We start from the raw sequence: 22,635 nt of genomic DNA, 5'->3' as shown, positions 1-22,635 counted from the left end.
CGTTTCCGACGCTCTTTGCGCCGTCATACCCCCGTCATCGAAATGACCCTATGCTGCAAATGCATTGCGAATGATTCGCATTTCACGTAGCATATTTGACGAATTTCTCCAGGGGGTATCGCATGAGCGAGAAGTCGATGGAGCTAGGGAATGTCGCGGACGCAAGGGGTGCGGAGCCCGTGCGGATGAACCAGGAATTGTATGGGGTGTTCATCAGCTATCGCCGCGCGTTGATCGAGGCTGCGGCACGTATCGTGGGCTCTCGCGAGAGCGCCGAAGACGTGGTGCAGGACACGTTCGTCAAACTGTTCGACCAGGAAAAGGCCATCGTCGTGCGCTATCCGGTCAGCTATCTGTTTCAGACCGTCCGCAATCTTGCGATCGACAGGCATCGTCATAACGAGGTGGAAAACCGCCACGTCGGTGGCGAGGAAGAGGGCCTGCTCGTGACGAGCGAGGCCGCGTCGCCCGAGAACGTCATGCTGGGCCAGCAGGCGCTCGGCTCGGTCATGCAGGCGCTGGCATCGCTGCCGGAACGCACGCAATGGGCATTCGAGATGTATCGCTTTCGCGGGGTGCCGCAGAAGGACATCGCCGTCATGCTCAACGTGTCGCCGACGCTGGTGAACTTCATGATCCGCGACGCGCTGACCTGCTGTCGCGACGCGCTGTTCGGCGCGGACAACACCCTCGACGCCAGCGGCGCCACTGACGTCAGCGGCCGCGGCCCAGCTGGGTCACTGCCTGTCTGATCGCCTTGAGAATGCGCGGATACGTGCCGCAACGGCACAACACGCGGCTCATGGCCTCCTTGATGGCATCGTCCGAAGGATTGCGCGCATGCCCGAGCAGCTGGGCGGCCGCCATCAGTTGCGCACTCTGGCAGTAACCGCATTGCACGACATCGCAATCGATCCACGCCTGCCGCAGGGCGTCGGCAACGGGGCCGGACAGGCCCTCGATGGTCGTGATGTGCCGGGCGCCGCGTTGCCGCAGCTGACCGAGCGTCAACTGGCACGCATACTCGGCCTCGTCGTCGACGATCACCGTGCACGCGCCGCAGACGCTGACCCCGCAGCCGAACTTCGTGCCTGTCAGGTGCTTGTCGCACCGAAGGGCCCAAAGCAGGGGAGTGGCGGCTTCGGCGTGGAACTCGGTGGGTTGTCCGTTGAGATCGATCTGCACCACGTGCTCCATTTGTCTTCTCCCTCCGCAGGTTTCGGCGGCGCCAGCAGCGGCAGCGCGCGATGCCGTTTGCCTGTGAGCGCGAACAGCGCATTCGCGACGGCGGGTGCGATGGGCGGTGTGCCCGATTCCCCCACGCCTGCGGGCGTCGCTTCGCTCGCGAGCACCTTGACGATGATCTCCGGGCATGTCGCCATGCAGACCATCGGGTAGTCGGTGTAGTAGCGCTGCTGCACTACGCCGTCACGCACGGTAATGGCCTGTCCCAACGCGGCCGACAGGCCGAAGACGATGCCGCTCTCCATCTGCTGCGCGACGAGGTTGGGATTGATGGCCCGGCCGCAGTCGACCGCGCAGAACACGCGCGTCACGGTGAACCCTTCCTGTTGCCCGCGGCGTTCCCGTCGGATCTCCGCTACCTGCGCCACCACGCTGCCGAACGATTCGTGCAGCGCCACGCCGCGGGCGTAATCGTTCCCCCCCGCGTTGCCCCCCGCATCCGCACCCTCTCGCCAGCGGTGCGGCGCGCGCCAGCCGGCCATCGTTGCCACCGCGCGCAGCACGGCCGCGTGCCGCGCGTGCGCGCCCTGTGTCAGCATGCCGAGCCGAAACGCGATCGGATCCTTGCCGGCCGCCGCCGCCATCTCGTCGATAAAACTCTCGACGAAGAAGGCCTGGTGGGAATGCCCGACCGAACGCCAGTAACCCACGGGGAAGGGCAGGTCCACGCGATGATGCCTGACGGATATATTGCTGCATTCGTACGGCTGGTCGAACGCCCCTTCCGCCATCGACGCGTCCGGCATCAGCCGCGCGAACCACTCGGGCTGGCCAAACGCGCGCGGCAATACCTGCGCGGCGATCGACTGGCTTGCCGAAGCGCTACGCCACGCCACCAGTTCGCCGCGGGCATTGAGTCCACCCGTGAATCGCGCCACGCATGCGGGGCGATAGAAATCGTGCGTGGTGTCCTGCGCGCGCGACCAGATCGTTTGCACGGGCCGCGGCGTGGCGTGCCGCGCGATGACCGCGGCCTGCGCGATGAAATCGACTTCGAGCCGCCGGCCGAACGAACCGCCGAGCAGCTGCTCGTGGATATGCACATCGCGCTCGCGCAGGCGGAGCACATCGGCGACCGCGCGTCGGGCATCCATGGGCACCTGCGTGGAGACCCACACGTGTGCGACATCGCGCTCGACCTGCACCGTGCAGTTCACGGGCTCCAGCGCGCCGTGGGCGAGGTAGGGTACCTCGTATGTCATCTCCGCGACGGTCTTCAGCTGCTTCAGCGCCGCGTCGGGATAGCCCGTCTTGTAAAAGCTATGGACGTTGTCGTCATCGTCATCGAGCGACTTCAGCAACGTATCGCGAATGGCCGCGGTATCGAGTTCCGCGGCGGGGCCCGGATGCCATTCGACCGGCAGCTCGCTCAGCGCGCGCATGGCAATGAATGGATTGGCGGCAATCACGGCGATGCCGGCGGTGCCGCCGTTGTAGCCGTCGATGGGATAGAAACCCTGCACGCCTTCGGTATGGGTGACGGCCGACCTGTCGAATCGCTTCAGCGTGCCGCCGAGCGAGGGGTTCATCATCACGCTCGCGTACAGCATGTCGTCGAACTGCACGTCGATGCCGAACCGCGCGCAGCCGTTCAGCTTGGATTGCGCTTCGCGCGCGAGCCGATTGACGGGCTTGCCGATCAGCGTGAATCGGCCCTCGGTCCTCAATACCGGATCGCGCGGCGGCGTTTCGTCCTTCGCGGCCAGTGCCAGTTCGCCGAAGGTCAGCGAGCGGCCCGAGGTGTCGAAGACCTTGCCATCCTTCGTATCGCATTGGCCGACGGGAACGTCCCAGCGTCTGGCCGCCGCCGCGCACAGCATCGCGCGTGCGGACGCGCCCGCTTCGCGCATCGGCGTCCACAGGTCGGCGATGCTGGTCGAGCCGCCCGTCGCCATCGATCCCGCCAGCGGCGCCACGCGGCGCACCGTGCGTCTGAGTGTGCGGGCCACTACGCCGTTATCGTCGGGCCGGAACGGCAGGCTGGCGGGAAGGATCTCGCGATTGATGTACAGCGAATCGATGGGGGCCTGTATCACGCGGACGCGGGACCAGTCGGCGCCGAGCTCGTCGGCCAGGATCATGGCGGCACCGGTATGGATGCCCTGGCCCATCTCGGCCTTGCACATGACCACGGTGACGTTGTCGTCGGCGTCGATCATGACCCAGCCGTTGAGCGGCACGTCGCCACGCGCGGGTCTGGCGGGCGTGGCCTTGCCGGTCAGCCGGCGGTCCGGAGACCAGACCACCCAGCCGATGGCGAGCGCCACCGCTCCCGTGCTGCCCAGAACGAACGATCTGCGATTCAGCATGACATCGACAAGTCCCGTTGCCCTTGCAGTGACCTATATTAGTCAATGTCACTCCGGGGCGCGAGGAGGATTGTCGATGGCGTCGCGGTCAGCGGGGCAGAGGCAGCCCCAGGTTGCCGCGCAGCGTGTCGGCTTCGTACTCGCGGCGGAATTCGCCGCGTGTCTGCAGGATGGGGACGACCTCGTTCAGAAATTCCTCGAGGCCGCCCGGGAAGTACGCCGGCATGATGTTGAAGCCGTCGGCCGCGCCCGCGCGCACCCAGTCGATCATGTGCTGGGCGACCTGTTCCGCGGTGCCCACGACGATCTGATGGCCACGCGCGCTCGCGCACAGGTGGTAGAGCTGGCGCAGCGTGAGGTTGCGCGCGCGGGCCAGCTTGATCAGCAGCGCACTGCGGCTGTGCACGACGATGTCGGTGGGGAGCGGCGGCAGCGGTTCGTCCAGCGCGTACGCCGACACATCCATGCCCAGCTGCTCGTTGAGGATCGCCAGGGCATTTGACTGGTCAGTGAACGATTGCAGCTGCGCGAGTTTCTCGTGGGCTTCCGCTTCCGTCCGGCCGATAATCGGCATCAGCCCCGGCATGATCAGGCAGTGGCGCGGATCGCGGCCGGCATCGCGGACCTGTGCCTTCAGTCCCTGCGCGAAGGCCTGCGCGGCCTCGAGGTCCTGCTGCGCGGTGAACACGACCTCGGCGTGGCGCGCCGCGAGCGCCTGCCCCGGACCGGACGAGCCGGCCTGGATCAGCACCGGGTGTCCCTGCGGGCTGTTGGTGACGTTGAGCGGCCCCGCTACCGAGAAATGCTTGCCCTCATGGTGGAGCGCATGCATCTTGTTCACGTCGACGTAGATGCCGGCCTGCTTGTCCTGCACGTAGGGATCCTTGTCCCACGAGCGCCACAGGCCTTTCACCACGCTGACATGCTCCTCCGCGATCTCGTAACGCTCGTCGTGATCGGGATGGCGCGAGCGGCTGAAGTTGATCGACCCGTCCGCGAACGTCGTCACGATGTTCCACGCGGCGCGCCCGCGCGACAGCTTGTCCACGGTGGCGAGCGTGCGGGCGAGATTGAACGGCTCGGTGTACGTGGTGGAGGCCGTCGCGGCCAGTCCAATCCGCGTGGTCACCATCGACAGCGCGGCGAGCATGGCGAGCGGATCGGGCCGCGTGATCATCGACGGATGCGAGTCGGGGGTCGTCAGCAGGCGATCGCCGAAGAACACCATATCGAACGTCGCGCGCTCGGCGGCTTGCGTCATGCGGACGACGAGGTCGATGTTTTCGGTGCCGGATTCCGCGTCGGGGTGTCGCCAGCCGGCGGCATGATGGCCTGCGGCGAGCAGGAAGAGACCGAGTTTCATCTGGGGGAATGAAGAAGGTGGGAAGGAAACCGCTCGCCATCTGCGCGGCGAGCGGGCGGTAGTCAAAAACCAGGCGGAACCCCGGCGGGGGACTGGTCAGTTCGCCGCCAGCGCACCGCTGGTGGCAACCCGCGCGGCAATGTCATGCACCTGCCGGATCCGTTGCGACGTCTGTTCCGGCGTCAGGCGTTGCACATCGACCTGCACGCGTGCGAGCGCGGCCCGCGTGTCGGGCTCGTCGAGAATCTCACCGATCAGCTGCCGCAATTTCGCGAGCACCTCGGGCGGCACGCCGCGCGGCGCGGTGATGAAGAACGCGCCGGCGAGCGAATCTTCCCAATCCTTCACGCCCGACTCACGGATCGACGGCACGTTGGGCATGTCGGGTGCGCGGCTGCCGCCAAAATAGGCGAGCGCGCGCAATTTCCCCTGCCGGATAAACTGCGCGCTCAGCGGATCGAACACGATATCCACGTGCCCCGCGACCACATCGGCCACAGCAGGCGCGCTGCCCTTGTATGGCACGTGCCGGATATCGATATTGGCCGTCTGCTTGAGCAGCTCGCCGGCAAGGTGGCCCGGCGTGCCATTGCCGGAGCTGGAGAACGTCAGTTGCCCCGGATGCGCGCGCGCATAGGCAATCAACTGCGGCAGCGTTTGCGCGGGCACATGCGGATTCACCGCGACCGTCGCCAGCGAGTTGCCGATATAGGCCACAGGCACGAGGTCCCGGAACGGATCGAACTTCACGGGCATCAGCTGCGGCGCAATCGCAAGATTGCCAATCGACGTGTTCAGCAACGTATAGCCATCGGGCGCGGCCGCCGCGACGAAGCCCGCGCCGAGCGTGCCGCCCGCACCGGGTTTGTACTCGAGCACGACCGGCTGCCCGGTCTTCTCCGACAACCGCTTGGTGACGATGCGCGCCACATTGTCATTGGTGCCGCCGGGCGTGTAGGGCACGACCCAGGTGATCGGCTTCTGCGGATACACACCCTCCGCATGCGCGGAGACGTTGGCAAGGATGGACAGCGACAGCGTGGCGGCAATCGTAGGGACGAGCAGCGCCGCGCGTCGCGAAAGAATGCGAGCGATGGACATGATGTACGGGCGAGAGGCGAGCCTTGCATCCTACGGCTGCGCGCCTGCATCCCGAACTGACCATTTGGCATGTGAATAGGCGGTTTCGCTATATGGCTCGTGAGCCTGCTCCGCGAATGGACGACAATAGCCCCATGCAGACCCCTCAAGCACACGACACGAACGCGATGACGCAGGCGCAGGAACTGGGCAAGGCCAAGCGCCGCGCCACCGCCCTGTTGCTCGCCGCGGCCGGCATATTCGCCGCCACCCTGTTCATGCCGCATAGCCTGGCCACCGACTGGATACGCGCGGCCGCGGAAGCCGCCATGGTCGGCGGTCTCGCCGACTGGTTCGCCGTGGCCGCGCTGTTCCGCCGTATTCCGATTCCGGGCCTGTCCGGCCACACGAACATCATCATCCGCAAGCGCGACGACATTGCCGATGGCCTCGCGGTGTTCGTGAAAGAGAAATTCCTCGACAAGGATTCGGTCGTCGCGCTGATCGACCGGCATAACCCGGCACAGGCCGTAGCGGACTGGCTCCAGTCCGCCGAGAACACACGCAGGATTGGCGACGCGGTGGCGAAGTTCCTGCGCGGCATGCTGGACCTGCTCGATGAAGATGACATGCGCAAGTTCGCGCGCGATGCCATCAACGCGGTGCTACGCCGCATCGACCTGACGCAGGCCGCGGCGGACGTGCTCGACATGCTCACGCGCGACAACCGCCATCAGGTGCTGCTCAAGGAGTCGATCACGCATCTGGTCGCGCTGCTCAACGAGCCCAACACACGCATGCTCATCGCGGCGCGTATCGTCGAATGGCTCAAGGCCGAGCATCCTGCCAAGGAGAAGGTGCTGCCGACCGAATGGATCGGCAATCGCGGCGCGGACATGATCTCCGCCGCGCTGCTGCGCATTCTCACGCAGGTGGAGCAGGACGACAGCCACGCGCTGCGCAAGAAGTTCGACGAGGTGACGCAGGACCTGATTCGCCGGCTGCGCGACGATGCCGCGTTCCACGCGAAGGCCAACGATATCAAGCGCTATCTGCAGGAACATCCGGCGCTGCACGCGTATATCGGCGAGCTCTGGAACGACTGGCACGAACGGCTCAAGGAAGACCTGACGCGCGAGGACTCGTCCGTCTATCAACGCGTTGTTGCCGCGGGGCAATGGGTCGGCGACGAACTCGCGCGCAACGCATCGCTCCGGCAATCGATCAACCAGCACCTGCGCGACGCCGCGGGGCAAATGGCGCCCGATTTCGCGGACTTCATCACGCGGCATATCAGCGGCACGGTACGCGGCTGGGACGCGCGCGACATGTCGAGGCAGATCGAACTAAACGTCGGCAGGGACCTCCAGTACATCCGCATGAACGGCACGATCGTCGGGGGCCTGATTGGCGCGACGCTATATCTCGTTGCCCAGTTGCCGGGGTGGCTTGCGCAGTAGAAACCGTTGCGCCGATCGTACATTTAAATCTGATGTAAATATTTTTTATATCAGGAGACAGCGGTTATCTCGAACGCCGGAAAATGGCGGTAATGCCATATCCAGCGCGGTTGCACAGCCGTATGCTCTTGCGGGCGTTGAGGACTTGTGAATCAAAACAGACTTGAGCTAGCCAAAAAGTAGGGTGTAAATCTCTTTACACATCCTCTACGCTGCGCCCCATCAGTGTCGTTACAAATGGTTACAGCTGTAGTTGCGCGCGGTACGAAGGGTAGTACGTTGGTGTTTTGCCCCGAGGTTGCAGCGGATTCCCAGCATGTCGCCGTGTGATGCGCCAAGCGACACGCCATGCATCCGGGGTCCCATGAATCGCCTTTGTTACCGCATCGTCTTCAACCACACGCGCGCCATGCCGATGGCCGTGGCGGAGACCGCCAGCAGCACCGGAACGGGCCGGCACAGTGCCGCCCTGGGCAGGGCGCAGCGCGGCACGCTGCCCGGGGCGGCCGTGCATCGCTTCGCGATTTCAACGATCGGGGCTATCCGTCTGGCGGTATGGATCGCCCTCGGGGCCTGCATGGGTTTGTCGACGACGGCAACGGCGCAGATCGTCGCCGACCCGAACGCGGGCGCCAACCGCCCCACGGTCATCGCGACCCCCAACGGCCTGCCGCAGGTCAATATCACCCGTCCCTCCGCCGCGGGCGTCTCAACGAACCACTACAACCAATTCGACGTCAACCGCGGCGGCGCCATCCTCAATAACTCGCCTGGCATCGTCAACACGCAGCAGGCCGGCTTGATCAACGGCAACCCGAACCTGCTGCCGGCGGCTCCGCGCGCATCATCGTCAACCAGGTCAACAGCATGTCCCCAAGCCAGTTGCGCGGCTATGTGGAAGTGGCTGGCCCGGGCGCGCAGGTGGTCATCTCGAACCCGAATGGCATCTTCGTGGACGGCGCGGGCTTTATCAACACGCCGCGCGCGACGCTGACGACCGGCACGCCGATCTACGGCGGCAGCGGCAGCCTCGACGCGTTCCGCGTGACCGGTGGCCAGATCAGTTTCGAGGGCGCGGGCCTTAACGCCGCCAACGTCGACCAGGTGGATGTGATCGCGCGCGCGGTCAGGGCCAACGCGGCGCTCTACGCCAACCGCCTCAACGTGGTGGCCGGGGCCAACCAGGTCAACTACAGCACGCTCGAAGCGAACGCCATCGCGGGCAATGGCCCCGCACCGTCCGCCGGCATCGACGTCAGCCAGCTCGGCGGCATGTACGCCAACAAGATCCTGCTGGCATCCACGGAACTCGGCGTCGGCGTCTCGCTCCGCGGCATCGCGGCCGCGCAGGCCGGCGACATGACGCTGACCGCGCAGGGCAAGCTCGTGCTGGCGGGGCAGACGAGCGCAAGCACCAATCTCTCGGTGTCCGCACGCGATGGCATCGACAACAGCGGCACGACGTACGCCGTCGGTGCAGTAGACGTCCGTACCGAGGGCACGCTCACGAACAGCGGCACGCTGGCCGCGCAGCAGTGGCTCGGCGTCAACGCGCAGAGCGTCGCGTCGACCGGCACACTTGCCGCAGGCATGATGCCCGATGGTGCCACCGCCGGGTCCGCCGACCTCACGGTCAACGCCACGGGCGCCGTCACGGCGACGGGCCGTAATTCCGCCAGCGGCAATGTCACGCTGCGGGGTGGCAGCCTGAACCTTGCGGGTAGCCAGACCGCGGCCAATGGCAACCTGACGCTGTCGGGCGGCGCCATGGACCTGTCCGGCGCAACCGTCCAGACAACTGGCGCACTGACGACCCACGCAGACGCGCTGAGCACGCGCCAGAGCACCGTCTCGGCGACCAGCGTTGCCATCACGGCCCAGTCCCTCGACAACACTTCCGGCCAGATCGAGGGCACGCAACTCGCCATCCAGACGACGGGCGACCTGATCAACCGCGCTGGCTCGCTGAAGCAGACCGGCGCTACCGATACAGCGATCACCGCTGGCGGCGCACTCGACAACACCGGTGGCACCATTGCCGCCAACGCGCGGAATCTGACCATCAACGCGGTGACGCTGACCAACGACGCTGGCCAGATCTCCCACGCCGGCACAGGAACACTCGCGGTCACGACGCGCGGTGCGGCGAGCAACGTGGCCGGCACGATCCAGAGCAACGGCGACCTCACGGCAACGCTCGGCGCGTTCAAAGGCACCGGCGGTACGGTGTCATCGCAGAAGGCCCTTACCGTCACCACAGACGGCCCCCTCGACAACACCAACGCGACGCTCCACGCCGAAACCGGCCTCACACTGAACGCCAATAGCCAGCTCACCAACACCGGCGGCCGCATCGAGTCAGCGAGTGGCACCCTGACGGCAGCCGCCGCGCGCGTCGACAACACCGACGGCCGCATCGCCAACGCAGGCGACGGCCTGACGCAAGTCACCGCGCAACAGGCCATCGTCAACGCCAACACGGGCCTGATCGGCGGCAACGGCGCCATGAAGCTCGACGCCGGCACGACGATCACCAATGCGGGCACCATCACCTCGCGCGGCAACGCAACGCTCAACGCGCAAACGATCGACAACGACACCGGCAGCCTGACCGCCAGCGGCAATCTGCAGCTGACGAGCACGGGCGCCACCACGAACCGCGACGGCGAAATCTCCGCCGCCAGCACCACCATCACCGCCGCGTCTGTCGACAACACCGGCGGCTGGCTCGACGGCGACCGCGTAACGGTCACCGCCACCGGCGATCTCTCGAACCGCGGCGGCACGATCCAGCAATACGGCCAGGGGGCCACGACGCTGTCGGCAGGGGGCACGCTCGACAACACCGGCGGCACTATCGTCGCCAACGGCGCGAGCCTCTCGATCGACGGCAGCAGTGTCGTCAACGACAGCGGCACGGTGTCTCACGCGGGTACAGGCGATCTCTCGGTCACGAGCCGGCAGACGCTTTCCAATGTGAGCGGCGTCATCCAGACCAACGGCAACCTCGCCGCGCAGGCCACCACGCTCGACAATGCGAGCGGTACGCTCTCCGCGCAGGGCAAGACCACCGCCATCACGAGCGGCAACCTGTCGAACCGGCAGGGCAAGGTCTTCGGCAACACCGGCCTCACGCTTGCGAGCGGCGGCAGCATCGACAACACCGCGGGCTCGGCCCAGACCGCCGGCAATCTGTCCGTCGGGGCTACCGGCGCCCTTATCAATACCGATGGCACGCTGGCCGCCAACGGGGCGACGACCACGGCAATCGTCACCGCCACGAGTATCGACAACACGCGTGGCGCGCTCGTCAACGCCGGCGATGGCGCCACGAAGATCACGGCCACCAACGCGCTGACCAACACGTCGGGCAAGATCGGCGCCAACGGCGACATCACGATCGCCGCGCAAACGCTCGCCAATGACACCGGCGCCCAGATCGCCGCCGGGCGCGCGCTCGACCTGCAGATCCGCTCGCAACTCGACAACCGCAATGGCACCCTCTATGGCCAGAGCCTGACGCTGAACCAGAGCGGTGCCACGCTCGACAACGCCAGCGGGCAGGTGCTGGCAGGCAAGGACGTCAGCGTCAACGTCGGATCCGTATCGAACCTCGGCGGCGCGGTCAAGGCGAATCAGGACGTCGCCGTCGCAGGCGCGCTATCGGGCAGTGGCACCATGATCGCCGGCCGCGACCTCACGCTGAACGTCGCGGGCGACTACACCAACGACGCTGCCAATCAAGTCCACGCCAACGGCAACCTGAGCGTCAATGCCACGGGCACCCTGACCAACACCGGCACGCTCGCCTCCGCAGGCGCTGTCACGGTAACAGGCACCAACGTCATCAACGCCAACTCCGCAGACATCAACGCCACGACCACCACGGTCACAGCCACCAACGTTGTCGCCAACGCCGGCCGTATCGAGGGCGATGCCGTCAAGGTCACGGGCCCGACGGTCAGCAATACCGGGACGGTCATCGGCAACAACGTGCAGGTGCAGGGCACGGATATTCTCAACAACGGCCCCTCGGCCCTGATGGCCGCCGTGCAGAACCTGAACCTGTACGCGACCCACTCGGTCCAGAACCTCGATGGTGCGACGCTGTATAGCGCGGGCAACCTGCAGATCGCCCGCGACGGCAACCGTGACGCAAGTACGGGCCTGCTCGTCAACCAGACGAACACGCTTGTCAACCGCTCGGCCAATATCGAGGCCGACGGCGATATCGACATCGCCGCCAATCAGCTCAGCAACACGCGTACGAGCATCGTCACCACGGCCGGCACGCCGACGCAGACCGCGTCGCAGACGCTGACGTTGTGGCAGGCGGGACTCTCGGGCATCGATCTGGCCATCCATACCAGCCTGACGTTCCCCCAGTGGAACTGGAACACCCAGAGCGCGCAGGTCAGCACGCCGCAAACCAACGCGCTGCGCGGCCCGATCACGGTGACCGTCGACAAGGCCGATATCAAGAACCTCGACACGACGAACAAGACGCTGTCGTTCGTGAAGTCTCCCATCGAGGAGTACATCGACCAGATCGCCACCCCGAGTTCCCCGTGCGACCAGACCACGGGCATCTGCACGCGCGAGATCGCTACGCGGCCCACGCAGTATTACCAGTCGATCACAGACAACGGCACGACCTACAGCATCACGCTATGGCCCGACTGGGACCCGAACCTGCACATCCGCCCGGACGAGGTGAAACAGGCTAACTTCGGTCACGACTACAACGAGATCAGCCGTACCACGGTGACGACGACCGCGACGGACCAGCTCGTCAGCGCGACGGACGCGGCGAAGATCCAGGCATCGGGCAGCATCCGCATCAATAGCAACAACGGCAATATCCTGAATCAGTCGTCGACGATGGCGGCCGGTGGCAACCTGATCCGCGTGGCCGCGAACGGGACGATTCAGGACGTTGGCACGGTGCTCCAGCAAACGGTCACGACGCAGGACACCTCCACCTACTACTGGCACCAGCGCACGGGCAGCAGTTCGGACACGCAGGTCGTCGCCTACCCGAGCGCGCCGCAGGCACCCACCACGACGTCGGCGCTCGCCGCAGTGGCCACTGCGAACCAGAACGTCCAGACCACGGCGCAGAACGTGACCGTGGCCTCGGTGAACACCGTCGGCGCCGCGGTGACGGGCGCAACGGTCTCCGGCGGCGGGGCCACCGGTACGCAGGCCGCCGGTGCCACGGGCAATGCAGGGCAGGCCGGCGCAGTCGGGACCAGCACCGTCAAGGGCGTAGTGCAGACGCTGGGCACGCCGCAAGGCGGCATCCCCAACCTCACGCTGCCCACCAACGGCCTCTACCGCTTCCGCACTGCCCCCGGCGACACCTACCTTGTCGCCACGGACCCGCGCTTCACGCAGTACACGAACTTCATCTCGAGCGACTACATGCTGGGCGCGCTCGGTCTCGATCCGCAGAAGACCCAGAAGCGCCTTGGCGACGGCTTCTACGAAGAGAAACTGGTCCGCGACCAGATTACGCAACTGACGGGGAAGACCTTCCTCACGGGCTATACGGACCAGCTGGAGGAGTACAAGACGCTGATGAACAACGGCGTCACGTATGCCAAGGCCTTCGACCTGACCCCGGGCGTCGGTCTCACGGACGAGCAGATGCGCCAGCTCACCACCGATATGGTGTGGATGGTGTCGCAGGATGTCACGCTGCCGGACGGCACCACCCAGTCGGTGCTCGTGCCGAAGGTCTATCTCGCCCAAGGCAACGGCGTTGACCTGAACAGCACCGGCGCATTGGTCGCGGGCAATACGGTGTCGATCGATGCAACCGGCACCGTGGACAACAGCGGCTCGATTGTCGGCAACCTTGCCACGCAGATCGTCGGTACTGACATCGTCAACCGGGGCAGCATCGGCAGCAGCGGCACGACCGTCGTCAGCGCCACGCAGGACGTCCGCAACCTGGGCGGCCGCATCGGCGGCCAGGATGTCGTCGTGGCGGCGGGCCGCGACATCGTCAACCAGTCGCAGACGATCACCAATACCACGACGATGGCCAACGGCAACACGGCCAGCGCCACGGGCATTGGCGCGGTGGCCACCATCGAAGGCACGGGCAACGTCGCCATGCTGGCCGGCCGCGACATCACGATCGCTGGCGGTACGGTGGATGCCGGCAACAACGCGATGCTGGCTGCGGGCCGTGACCTGAACATCGGGACGGTACAACTCGGCACGACGCAGGATGCGACCGCGCATGGCGGGAAGGATTATCTGCGCGAAGAGACCACCGTGAATGCCGGCAGCACGGTGAAGACCGACGGCAGCATGACCGCGGTGGCGGGACGTGATGCGACGCTGACGGGCTCGGCCATCGACGCTGGTGGCGACGCCGCGCTGGTGGCCGGCCGCAACACGACCGTAACCGCCGCCATGGACACGCACACGCAGGCCGCCGGTGCGATGAGCAACAAGGCCTCCCAGTTCACGCAATCCGCGTACGACGAAAGCACCCGCGCCGCCACCATCGACGCGGGCGGCAATGTCACGCTTGGCGCGGGGCAGACCGCCGTTGTCAATCAGATCCTGCAGGGCAACGGCATTGCTGCCGCGCAGTCCGACGGCACTGGCAATGTGGCGATCCTCGGCTCGGGCGTGTCGAGCACGGACGGCGCCGTCAAGCTGGTTGCCACCGGCGACGTGACCATCGGTACGGTGACCGAACAACATCGCAGCGACAGCTGGTCCCATACCGAAAGCTCGGGCTTCATGTCGAAGAAGGAAACGACAACGACATCGAGCACGCGCGACAGCGTGGCGGTCGGCTCGGTCGTGTCGGGCGACACCATCACCGGCAGCGCTGGCCGCGATATGACCATCGCCGGCTCGACCGTCGCCGGCACGCACGACCTCAGCCTCGAAGCGGGTCGCAACCTGACCATCACCACGGCTGAAAGCACTAGCGAAAGCCAGACGTATTCCCATACGAAGGCCACCGGCTTCGGTGCCACCGGCGGCGGTCTGTCCTACGGCATGCGCGACCAGAAGGACACGACGCATGACAGCTCGGTCACACAGACCGGCAGCCTCGTCGGCAGCACCGACGGCAGCGTCAGCCTGAAAGCAGGCAGCACGCTGCAGATCACCGGCAGTCAGGTCATCGCGGCGAAGGACCTGACCGGCGTGGGCGCCGATGTCATCATCGAGGCCGCCAAAGGCAGCGAGCACCACGACGAGACCCATGAGATCAAGCAGACGGGCTTCACGCTCGGTGTGAGCGGCGGGGCCATCGGCGCGGCGATCAATGCCGGCCAGAAGATCAACGCGAGCACGAAGAGCGAAGATGGGCGCGCGTCGGCGTTGTGGGGCATCGCAGCAGGTCGGGACGCCTATGACGCGGCCGCTGGTGCAGGCGCCGCCTATGACGCCCTGAAAGCGGGAGAGGGACCGCAGGGCGCGGCCATCACGCTGTCCTTCGGCACCAGCCAGAGCAAGAACACGCTCACGCAGGACAGTACGACCCATACGGGATCGAATATTCAGGCGGGCGGCACCGCCACGTTCATCGCAACGGGCGTGGATGCCGACGGCAACAAGACCGCCGGCAACCTGAACATCGTCGGCTCCGACGTCTCGGCCACCAAAGTGGGTCTAGGCGCCAAGGGCGACGTCAATATCGTCTCGGCCACCGACACCTACGAAACCCATTCCACGAACAAGTCGAGCGGCGGCAGCATCGGCGTCTCCTACGGCGCGCAGGGTTTCGGCGTGTCGGTGTCCGGCCAGATGAGCAAGGGCAACAGCGACACGGTCGGCACCACGCAGGTGAACAGCCACGTGACCGGCAGCGAGTCGGTCACGATCGTATCGGGCAACGACACCAATATCCTCGGCGGCGTGGTCAGCGGCGGCAAGGTGTCGGCCGATATCGGCGGCAACCTGAACATCGCAAGTCGTCAGGATACGGAAGTCAGTCATGCGGAGCAGAAGAGCATGGGCGGCGGCCTGAGCATCAGCCAGGGCGGCGCGGGTGGTTCTTTCTCGGCGTCAAAAGGCAAGGCCGACAGCAACTACGCCAACGTGACGGAACAATCCGGCATCCGCGCGGGCGACGATGGGTTCGATCTCAACGTCAAGGGCAACACGGACCTCAAGGGCGCCATCATTGCGAGCACGGCCGACGAGGACAAGAACAAGCTGACGACCGGCACGCTTACCTGGAGCGATATCGAGAACAAGTCGGACTACAGCGGCACGTCGATGGGTCTGACAGGAGGGCTCACCTTCGGGCAGAAGGTCATCGACAAGAAGTCGGGCCAGACGGCAGGGAACAACACGGGCGGTGTGAGCCCATTCATCCCGCAAAGCGAAAGCGGCAGCCAGAGCGGCGTCAGCCAGGCGGGCATCGCGGCCGGCACGATTACCATCACCGATCAGGCCAACCAGAATCAGGATGTGGCGACACTGAACCGTGACCTGAGCAATACCAACACCACGGTCGGCAAGGGTCCGGACCTCAACAACGTGCTGGGCAAGCAGGCCGACATGATGGCGGCGGCGCAGGCGGCAGGGGAGGCGGTTGGGAGGACGGTCGGGGATATTGCGGATGCGAAGCGCAAGGAAGCGACCGACGCGCAAAAGGCCGCGCAGATCGCTTACGACGCGAATCCGTCCGAAGAGAACCGCGCAACGCTCGATCAAGCCAAGGCAGACGTCGAAGGCTGGAAGGAAGGCGGCGCCTACCGCGCAGCCCTCCACGCCGCCGGCGGCGCCATGATCGCCGCCCTCGGCGGCGGCAACGCCCTCGCCGGCGCGACAGGCGCGGGCCTGTCATCGCTCGCGGCAGAACAGCTCGCCGCGCTGGGCAAAGCCGTGGCGGACAGCGCCAACACCGGTAACAAGGATCTGGACAAGGCCATCGGCAACCTGGCGGCGAACCTCGCGGCGGGAGGCATCGGTGCTGTTGCTGGCGGTGGCTCAGGTGCAGCGACTGCGGCGAATGCGGATCGGTTTAATCGGCAGTTGCATCCGGATGAGAAGGCGCTGGCGAAGCGGATGGCGGAGAACAGCGGAGGCCTCTACACCGTCGAACAAATCGAAGCCCAGATGCGATTGTCTAGTTTGGTAGACATGAACGGGAACGTACTGGAGTCCGGCAATCGAGACGTGATTGATGCGGCGACATCCAAACCAACAGACGGTAGCGTGGAATGGACGTCGCTTGCAGGGACTACCCGCATTCAAGAGGTCCAAGCGAAGCCGGACACCGCAATCATGGCGTACATTCAATCGCAACAGAAAGCTATCCTCGGTGATATTCCTTATGAACATCGCCAGGACTACAGCAGCGTGCCGCGTTTCACTAGTTCTCCGGGGGCGCTTCCGACATCAAGGTGTGGCGCGGGACAAGCCGATTGCGTGGCGGGAGTTCCGCCCCCTACACTGATAAGGAGATACAGCAGCGTGCGACTGATGTGGCGAACATCGCAAGTTCTCTAAGTACGCAAACGGGGCGTGCCAGCGCTATCGCCGCAGCGGTGGGAGCAACGAATCCCACGGTCGCGATTCCGGCGGATGCAATATCGCTCTTTTTCGGAGGCGCGAGTTGGGCGCTAGGCGGTCTTGAGCAGCTTGCTCGGCCTGACGTTGGGCAGTACGTGGGTGAGAGTGTCCTTGGTGCTGAGATCGGAGCGCTGAGTGTCAAAGTGCCGGTTGCGGGACCATTTCTGAACGAATTTGGCGAAACCATTAAAGGTACAGTCTCGATGGATGAAATCAAGCGGCAAATGAATCAGCTCTGGCGGAAGATTATAAATGGGGCGGAGAAATGAATCGATTTTTTAAGAATGGAAATTTTACGGGGCTAGCGCAATCGTTGATGTGCGTCATTGGTTTTTTAATGATATGCGGTGTTCTATGGATTCAAGTCCGGTCGCGATGGCTAGCTTTCACTCTCCTTATAACTGGATTCTTACTGACGTTGGTGGGATTTTTTTCCGCGCGTGCACAGCTGTCCGGGCTATGGGTTTTCGGAGAGCCAGATTGGAAAAAGGCCAAGCGGACATATCAGGATAATAATGAAAAGACGCAGAAAGCACCCGCAGCAAACTCCGGTAAAGATAAAGGCTGATGTCGAAACGTTCTGAGGCTCAAAGAGGGAAAGGTGTTATCGCAACGCCTGGAACGTGGGAAGCCACATTGCGCAGCTTTTGTTCGATTTTGCTTTCGACTGTTTTTATTATTGTTTTAATATGTATAGGATATTCGTTCAAGTCGAATCCGTCTCTTGCAGAGACAAGATCGGCTCGTCAGATGATGCGGCATGACATGGACATCATCCGCAGTGAAAATGTAAATATTCTCGATTTTGATGATGACAAAAAAACAAAAATAAGCAGCGCTACGCTAAGGCTTACGGTTTCGTCCGATGCATGGTCTGCAGTTTTGATGAAAAAATATAAGGAAACATTGGATTCGTTGGGGTGGATAACATCGAAGGATTATGACGATAAAATATTCTTATGTAAGGGTGGTGCCTCTGCTCTCATCATGCTTGATGACGATACGCGCAATGGATACCTGTACATGACGTATCCATCCGAGCGCCGTGCGGCATGCGCGGATTAGGTGGGCGCCGAAAATATATCGGGCTTGAACTGGATCAATTGGATACGGTGACAATAGATCGTGGGAGAGAAGAAGTTGGGTCGATCTTTTAGAAATGGGAATTCGCGCGCGCACAGCTTTCTGGTCTATGGGTTTTAGGAGAGCCAGATTGGAAAAAAGGCCAAGCTAACATATCAAAATAAAAATGAATTGGATCAAAATCTTATGCGCATTGAAGATCTGCATCGTGGTTGGCGGTGCTGCGTCCAGTTGGGGCGATTTTTTGGGGGATGGTTTTCGCTGGAGTAGCGCAAAAAATAGTTGGATTCGATGAGCGAGAAAGCATGATATTGGTATTTTGTCCAACGGCTGTTTTGGTAGGAATTTACTTGCTGATTTACCTTCCGTCGCCGTTGAGAAAGGCCGGAATATTGGGTTGTCCTCTTCGCGAAATGGGATCTTGGTGGAGGAATGGTTGAGGTGGCTCTGCCAGTTTCCCAAAAATTGAAGAGTAAAAGATTTCGACAATCATTCTCATCCTTAAATTTTTCTGGATTGGCTGGTGAAGCAGCATTGGGCGCTTCGTCAATCTTTAGCCCCACTCTGAATCCCGGCCTCGCTGGAGGGTTGGCAGCTGCATCTGCGGTAATCGGACCTGGCCTTCAATACGCTGCTCGGGGACCGGTCGGAGTGTTTGCGAACCTACTGATCCAAATGAATGCAGGCCCCTTGCAAGCCGGGATAGAGAGTCGTCTTAAGGAACGGAAATGAGTTCGTCAGATAATCGTAAGAAAATATTCAAGCGCCTTATTGTGGGCTATCTCAGTCTGACGTATCTCGTTCTTGTGGCGGCAGGCTTCTCCTTGGCTCAGGGGGCCGGGTGGAGGCCGCTTATTGCGGGCTTGCCAGTTTTTCTCACATTCTTCGTGGCTATTACCTACTACTTCGTAAAGGATTTGCGAGCGCAGAAGCGGCGAGATCGTGGCGAATTGGAACCGCCTACGCGGAGGGGACCATGGGAAGAGGAATAAAGTAGGTGTTTTTGTGTTATTGGAATGTAATCGATGTAGACATTAAGACTCCCTTGATTACGGGTTTTCGGAGAGCCAGAGCGGAAAAAGGCTAAGCGAACATATCAGGATGATGCTGAAACGAAGCAGGAAGCACTCGTAGCGAAGTCCGACGAAGATAAAGGCTGATGTCGAAACGTTTTGATGCTGGCGTTAGTAGCGCCGCGGTTCGGTCACTGTTGCATATTCCTATATGTCTCACAATCGCTTCCCCCTCGCGTCCGCAACGACGATTGCGGTCATCCTCTACGCATCCAACGCGATCGCTCAGGTTCCCCAACCTCCCAGTCAATCCGCCGCCCTAACCAACGCCGAACAAGACCAACGCACGCGCCAACAACAAGAATCCCGCGAGCGCGCCGCCGCGATCAATGCCCCCGCAGTCCGCGGCGAGGCCATCGCGCGCGCTGAGTTTCCTGCGTTGCCACAGGAAGCCCCCTGCTTCCGCATCACGCAGTTCCAGCTCGAAGTCCCGAAAGACCTCCCGCCTGCCCTGCAGGCCATCGGCGCTTCGGCATTGCCCATGGACCCTTTTGCTTTCGCCCAGCAATGGCTGACGCCCTACGCAGGCGAATGCATCGGCAAGCAGGGCGAAAAATGAGAGCTATATCTAGCGCGGAAGCATCTCTTCTGAAATTCCTTTGCGGCATCGCCGAGCGAGTTGACCTTCCCGACAACTTAGAAGGCCTAATGGTGCAGAGTCTGGGCGATGGAGGGATGGGAAGTTTTCGGTTGGTAGCCGAGGTGCCTCCCGATTATCAGAGCAGCACATATAAAGAAATGGTCTCGACTGCGCAATCATTCGACTCGGATGGGGTGCTCGTCTTGGCTACGCTCTTCGTCGATAGGGAACATATTCCGTGCGAAATAGACATATGGAAAGTGGATTTTACATCCTTAAGATCTTTTCCAGTGAATTGGGATATTGCTGACATTCCTAGATTGCCGGGGAGTGGTCAAATGTAATGGATATGTGGAGTTTTTTCGAGGGTTTGTATTAACTTATTGTTCTATTTTATATTGGTTAAATAGGATGTGAGTTATCGCGGTTGATGAATTGTCAGGCGAGATTTAGTACGGCAGACTTACAATCAACTAGTGACTTCCAACGTTGCAAAAGATCCGATTGGCACCACGGTAGCAGGAATTGGCATGATTGGGCTTGGGTGCTTGACTGGCGGTAGTGTAACCGCCGTGGGCATGAAGCTATTTGGTGCCGGGGTTGGTGCTGCTGCAAACTATGCGTATCAGTCCGGAGCGACGGACTGGAAAGATGTCGCCATCGCTGGGACAACCGGGTTCATTACGACTGGATCTGGATTCGGTTCTTCACTAGTCGCTAATACGGGAGGATCTCTTTTCGGATCGGCCATAAAAGGAGAGAATCCAATAAGCGGTATGGCAGGAGCCGCTTTGAGTACAGGTGTTGGATATGGCGTGGGAAAAGCTATCGAAACGTCTATAGGGAAAATTGTTTCTCCAAGAGGATGGTGGTCTCCAGATTGGATAGCCTTGGATTATGGCGTATCTAAGTGGAATGCGCCGAGCGTTTGGCCTGGCGCCGTAGCCGGCGTAGCATCAGCATGGGTGCAAGAACCCGTTAGTAACGGGGTGAAAGATCAAGTCCAAGGGATGCAAAAATGAGAGTTGTGCGCACGCTGTCTATGCGTCAGGCCTTATTGATTGTTTTGGTTTTTACAGTGATGATCAGCGCCATGCTCGTAATCATAGATTTGACTATTATTCCGTTAATAAAAGAAGCGACTCAAAATTATGTCTTGAGAAAATGGTGTGGATTTATTAACGAGTGCGGCGGTGGATCTATGGCGACGTTGATTGATTATGTGCGTAGCGGCGATCTTTGGCGTAATACAGTTGATTTTGATGCGTTTTGGCTGCGGTTTAAAAAGGCGGTAGCTTTTGGGTTTATGCTTGGTGTAAGTTGGATATTTATTTTTATTTTCAAAAAATAAATCGCTGAAAACACCGCGGTTCGGTCAAAAGTGCATCGCCATATATGTCTCAATGTCCTTTCTCCCTCGCGTCTGCTAATTCGGATGGAATCGCAGTCAGTGCAAGCAAGGGCGCCAAATGATCGTGCTTGCTAACGGGGATGAACTTCTTCAGGTAATAGAAAAATTTTGTACGTTGGAGTGGAGGAAATTCCAGCCACGGATCGTGTTTGTAAAGTTAAAGCGTGATGAATCCATCAGAGAGGATCACTCGACCTCGGCGCCCTTCACTTCTTTTAGAGTGACGTCGGGAGAAGATTTGCTAATCAAGCGTTTGCGAACAGCTCTGCAGGCGTATGAGGGGGGCATTAAATGGAGTATCACCGGACATGACCGTCATTCGCTTCCAGGTACCAACTGGATTATTCAGCCCGTGTTCGTAGACGAAATGCAATCCGTGGCTGAAGCGAGCGGTACATCGGACGTGAGGAGCTACATTGCACAGCGCTTCCCCGATTTTGCCTTGGCTGCTTATGCGGATCTCTGCCTTCTGGCAGAGCACGTCGATGAATTTCTGGCGAAACAGTAAGCCGCCGGCGGCGGAGACTTTGAAGCTCGGCAGGGCTTAAGGTGCCTCTGCGGAAGCGTTTATGGCAGGAGGGTTAGAACGATGGTCTTTGTTTTTAATCCTCGATGCATGCGTTAAGAAATTCGATTGCGAAAATAAGGTGAAAATAGACGTGAACAATTATTCGTGGGGGCGATTTTTTAGAAATGGAAATTTCACTGGCCTATCGCAAGCACTTATGTGTGTCATAGGATTTTCTATGATATTTGGTGTTTTATGGTTTCAAGTCAGGCCGCGATGGTTGGTTATGACTTCTATTGTAACTGGATTATTTCTGATGTCAGTTGGCTGTTTTTCTGCGCGTGCTCAGCTGTCGGGACTATGGGTGTTCGGAGAGCCAGATTGGAAAAAAGCCAAGCGAACATATCAGGATAATAATGAAAAGACGCAGAAAGCATCTGCAGCAAAGTCCGGTAAAGATAAAGGCTGATGTCGAAACGTCCTGAGGCTCAAATAGGGAAAGGCGTTAGTGCAACGCCTGGAACGTGGGAAGCCACATTGCGCAGCTTTTGTTCGATTTTGCTTTCGACTGTTTTTATTATTGTTTTAATATGTATAGGATATTCGTTCAAGTCGAATCCGTCTCTTGCAGAGACAAGATCTGCTCGTCAGATGATGCGGCATGACATGGATATCATCCGCAGTGAAAATGTAAAGATTCTCGATTTTGATGATGACAAGAAAACAAAAATAAGCAGCGCTACGCTAAGGCTTACGGTTTCGTCCGATGCATGGTCTGCAGTTTTGATGAAGAAATATAAGGAGACATTGAATTCGTTGGGGTGGATAACATCGAAGGATTATGGCGAAAAAATATTCTTATGTAAGGGTGGTGCCTCTGCTCTCATCATGCTTGATGACGATACGCGCAATGGATACCTGTACATGACGTATCCATCCGAGCGGCGCGCGGCATGCGTGGATTAGGT

At 61.3% G+C, this 22,635-nt stretch carries 16 protein-coding genes; 12 read left to right on the top strand and 4 right to left on the bottom strand.

The window, feature by feature from the left end; genetic code table 11:
• The first annotated feature begins 185 nt into the window (after positions 1 to 185).
• Entirely contained in the window at positions 186 to 752 is a 567-nt protein-coding gene (locus AAHB16_RS18460; protein ID WP_263364838.1) for an RNA polymerase factor sigma-70, read from the top strand.
• Here AAHB16_RS18460 and AAHB16_RS18455 read toward each other — a convergent pair.
• From AAHB16_RS18455 to AAHB16_RS18440, 4 genes are all read right to left on the bottom strand, one after another.
• A complete protein-coding gene (locus AAHB16_RS18455) occupies positions 715 to 1,188 on the bottom strand; it encodes a (2Fe-2S)-binding protein (protein ID WP_342051705.1) in 474 nt (157 codons plus the stop codon). The two genes, AAHB16_RS18460 and AAHB16_RS18455, sit on opposite strands and share 38 nt — an antisense overlap.
• The gene (locus tag AAHB16_RS18450) at positions 1,095 to 3,554 is read right to left on the bottom strand and encodes a xanthine dehydrogenase family protein molybdopterin-binding subunit (protein ID WP_342051645.1); all 2,460 of its coding nucleotides are present in this window, start codon (positions 3,552 to 3,554) and stop codon (positions 1,095 to 1,097) included. Before AAHB16_RS18450 ends, AAHB16_RS18455 begins: the two co-directional genes overlap by 94 nt.
• Positions 3,555 to 3,642: 88 nt before the next feature.
• Positions 3,643 to 4,917 carry an LLM class flavin-dependent oxidoreductase gene (locus AAHB16_RS18445; protein ID WP_342051644.1) on the bottom strand — a complete coding sequence of 425 codons (1,275 nt, stop codon included), beginning with the start codon at positions 4,915 to 4,917 and terminating at the stop codon, positions 3,643 to 3,645.
• 96 nt (positions 4,918 to 5,013) lie between these two features.
• A complete protein-coding gene (locus AAHB16_RS18440; RefSeq protein WP_150375209.1) occupies positions 5,014 to 6,018 on the bottom strand; it encodes a Bug family tripartite tricarboxylate transporter substrate binding protein in 1,005 nt (334 codons plus the stop codon).
• A gap of 167 nt (positions 6,019 to 6,185) precedes the next feature.
• On the opposite strand from AAHB16_RS18440, the gene AAHB16_RS18435 reads away from it, so the two are divergent.
• The 11 genes from AAHB16_RS18435 to AAHB16_RS18390 all read left to right on the top strand — a co-directional run bounded on the left by AAHB16_RS18435 (position 6,186) and on the right by AAHB16_RS18390 (position 22,633).
• The gene (locus AAHB16_RS18435; protein ID WP_446718111.1) at positions 6,186 to 7,457 is read left to right on the top strand and encodes a DUF445 domain-containing protein; all 1,272 of its coding nucleotides are present in this window, start codon (positions 6,186 to 6,188) and stop codon (positions 7,455 to 7,457) included.
• 364 nt (positions 7,458 to 7,821) lie between these two features.
• Positions 7,822 to 8,451, top strand: a complete 630-nt coding sequence (locus AAHB16_RS18430; RefSeq protein WP_342051642.1) for a two-partner secretion domain-containing protein — start codon at positions 7,822 to 7,824, stop codon at positions 8,449 to 8,451.
• Positions 8,352 to 16,949, top strand: coding sequence for a hemagglutinin repeat-containing protein (locus tag AAHB16_RS18425; protein WP_446718110.1), 8,598 nt, complete (start codon positions 8,352 to 8,354; stop codon positions 16,947 to 16,949). The genes AAHB16_RS18430 and AAHB16_RS18425 overlap by 100 nt, the downstream gene beginning before the upstream one ends.
• A 630-nt stretch (positions 16,950 to 17,579) precedes the next feature.
• A complete protein-coding gene (locus AAHB16_RS18420; RefSeq protein ID WP_342051641.1) occupies positions 17,580 to 18,077 on the top strand; it encodes a hypothetical protein in 498 nt (165 codons plus the stop codon).
• Positions 18,078 to 19,319: 1,242 nt separating this feature from the next.
• Positions 19,320 to 19,727 carry a hypothetical protein gene (locus AAHB16_RS18415; protein ID WP_342051640.1) on the top strand — a complete coding sequence of 136 codons (408 nt, stop codon included), beginning with the start codon at positions 19,320 to 19,322 and terminating at the stop codon, positions 19,725 to 19,727.
• The gene (locus tag AAHB16_RS32775; protein ID WP_446718109.1) at positions 19,676 to 20,092 is read left to right on the top strand and encodes a DUF6984 family protein; all 417 of its coding nucleotides are present in this window, start codon (positions 19,676 to 19,678) and stop codon (positions 20,090 to 20,092) included. Before AAHB16_RS18415 ends, AAHB16_RS32775 begins: the two co-directional genes overlap by 52 nt.
• A gap of 132 nt (positions 20,093 to 20,224) precedes the next feature.
• Entirely contained in the window at positions 20,225 to 20,770 is a 546-nt protein-coding gene (locus AAHB16_RS18410; protein WP_342051639.1) for a hypothetical protein, read from the top strand.
• 5 nt (positions 20,771 to 20,775) lie between these two features.
• Positions 20,776 to 21,099, top strand: coding sequence for a hypothetical protein (locus AAHB16_RS18405; protein ID WP_342051638.1), 324 nt, complete (start codon positions 20,776 to 20,778; stop codon positions 21,097 to 21,099).
• 118 nt (positions 21,100 to 21,217) lie between these two features.
• Positions 21,218 to 21,667, top strand: a complete 450-nt coding sequence (locus tag AAHB16_RS18400; RefSeq protein ID WP_342051637.1) for a hypothetical protein — start codon at positions 21,218 to 21,220, stop codon at positions 21,665 to 21,667.
• A 151-nt stretch (positions 21,668 to 21,818) separates the two neighbouring features.
• A complete protein-coding gene (locus AAHB16_RS18395; protein WP_342051636.1) occupies positions 21,819 to 22,136 on the top strand; it encodes a hypothetical protein in 318 nt (105 codons plus the stop codon).
• Entirely contained in the window at positions 22,136 to 22,633 is a 498-nt protein-coding gene (locus AAHB16_RS18390) for a hypothetical protein (RefSeq protein ID WP_342051635.1), read from the top strand. Before AAHB16_RS18395 ends, AAHB16_RS18390 begins: the two co-directional genes overlap by 1 nt.
• Positions 22,634 to 22,635: the final 2 nt, after the last annotated feature.

The sequence above is a fragment of the Cupriavidus sp. OTU4054 genome, from assembly GCF_038440175.1.
In the GTDB taxonomy this organism is placed as follows: domain Bacteria; phylum Pseudomonadota; class Gammaproteobacteria; order Burkholderiales; family Burkholderiaceae; genus Cupriavidus; species Cupriavidus pauculus_D.
The sequence above is the reverse complement of the archived record's forward strand: the minus strand, read 5'-3'. Positions and strand labels throughout refer to the sequence as shown.

What these genes read in the sequence shown, in the direction of transcription:
- AAHB16_RS18460 (WP_263364838.1), top strand. Translation starts at nt 186, where the DNA reads ATGAACCAGGAATTGTATGGGGTGTTCATCAGCTATCGCCGCGCGTTG.
- AAHB16_RS18450 (WP_342051645.1), bottom strand. Translation starts at nt 3,554, where the DNA reads ATGCTGAATCGCAGATCGTTCGTTCTGGGCAGCACGGGAGCGGTGGCG.
- AAHB16_RS18445 (WP_342051644.1), bottom strand. Translation starts at nt 4,917, where the DNA reads ATGAAACTCGGTCTCTTCCTGCTCGCCGCAGGCCATCATGCCGCCGGC.
- AAHB16_RS18440 (WP_150375209.1), bottom strand. Translation starts at nt 6,018, where the DNA reads ATGTCCATCGCTCGCATTCTTTCGCGACGCGCGGCGCTGCTCGTCCCT.
- AAHB16_RS18435 (WP_446718111.1), top strand. Translation starts at nt 6,186, where the DNA reads ATGACGCAGGCGCAGGAACTGGGCAAGGCCAAGCGCCGCGCCACCGCC.
- AAHB16_RS18430 (WP_342051642.1), top strand. Translation starts at nt 7,822, where the DNA reads ATGAATCGCCTTTGTTACCGCATCGTCTTCAACCACACGCGCGCCATG.
- AAHB16_RS18420 (WP_342051641.1), top strand. Translation starts at nt 17,580, where the DNA reads ATGTCGAAACGTTCTGAGGCTCAAAGAGGGAAAGGTGTTATCGCAACG.
- AAHB16_RS18415 (WP_342051640.1), top strand. Translation starts at nt 19,320, where the DNA reads ATGTCTCACAATCGCTTCCCCCTCGCGTCCGCAACGACGATTGCGGTC.
- AAHB16_RS32775 (WP_446718109.1), top strand. Translation starts at nt 19,676, where the DNA reads ATGGCTGACGCCCTACGCAGGCGAATGCATCGGCAAGCAGGGCGAAAA.
- AAHB16_RS18400 (WP_342051637.1), top strand. Translation starts at nt 21,218, where the DNA reads ATGATCGTGCTTGCTAACGGGGATGAACTTCTTCAGGTAATAGAAAAA.
- AAHB16_RS18390 (WP_342051635.1), top strand. Translation starts at nt 22,136, where the DNA reads ATGTCGAAACGTCCTGAGGCTCAAATAGGGAAAGGCGTTAGTGCAACG.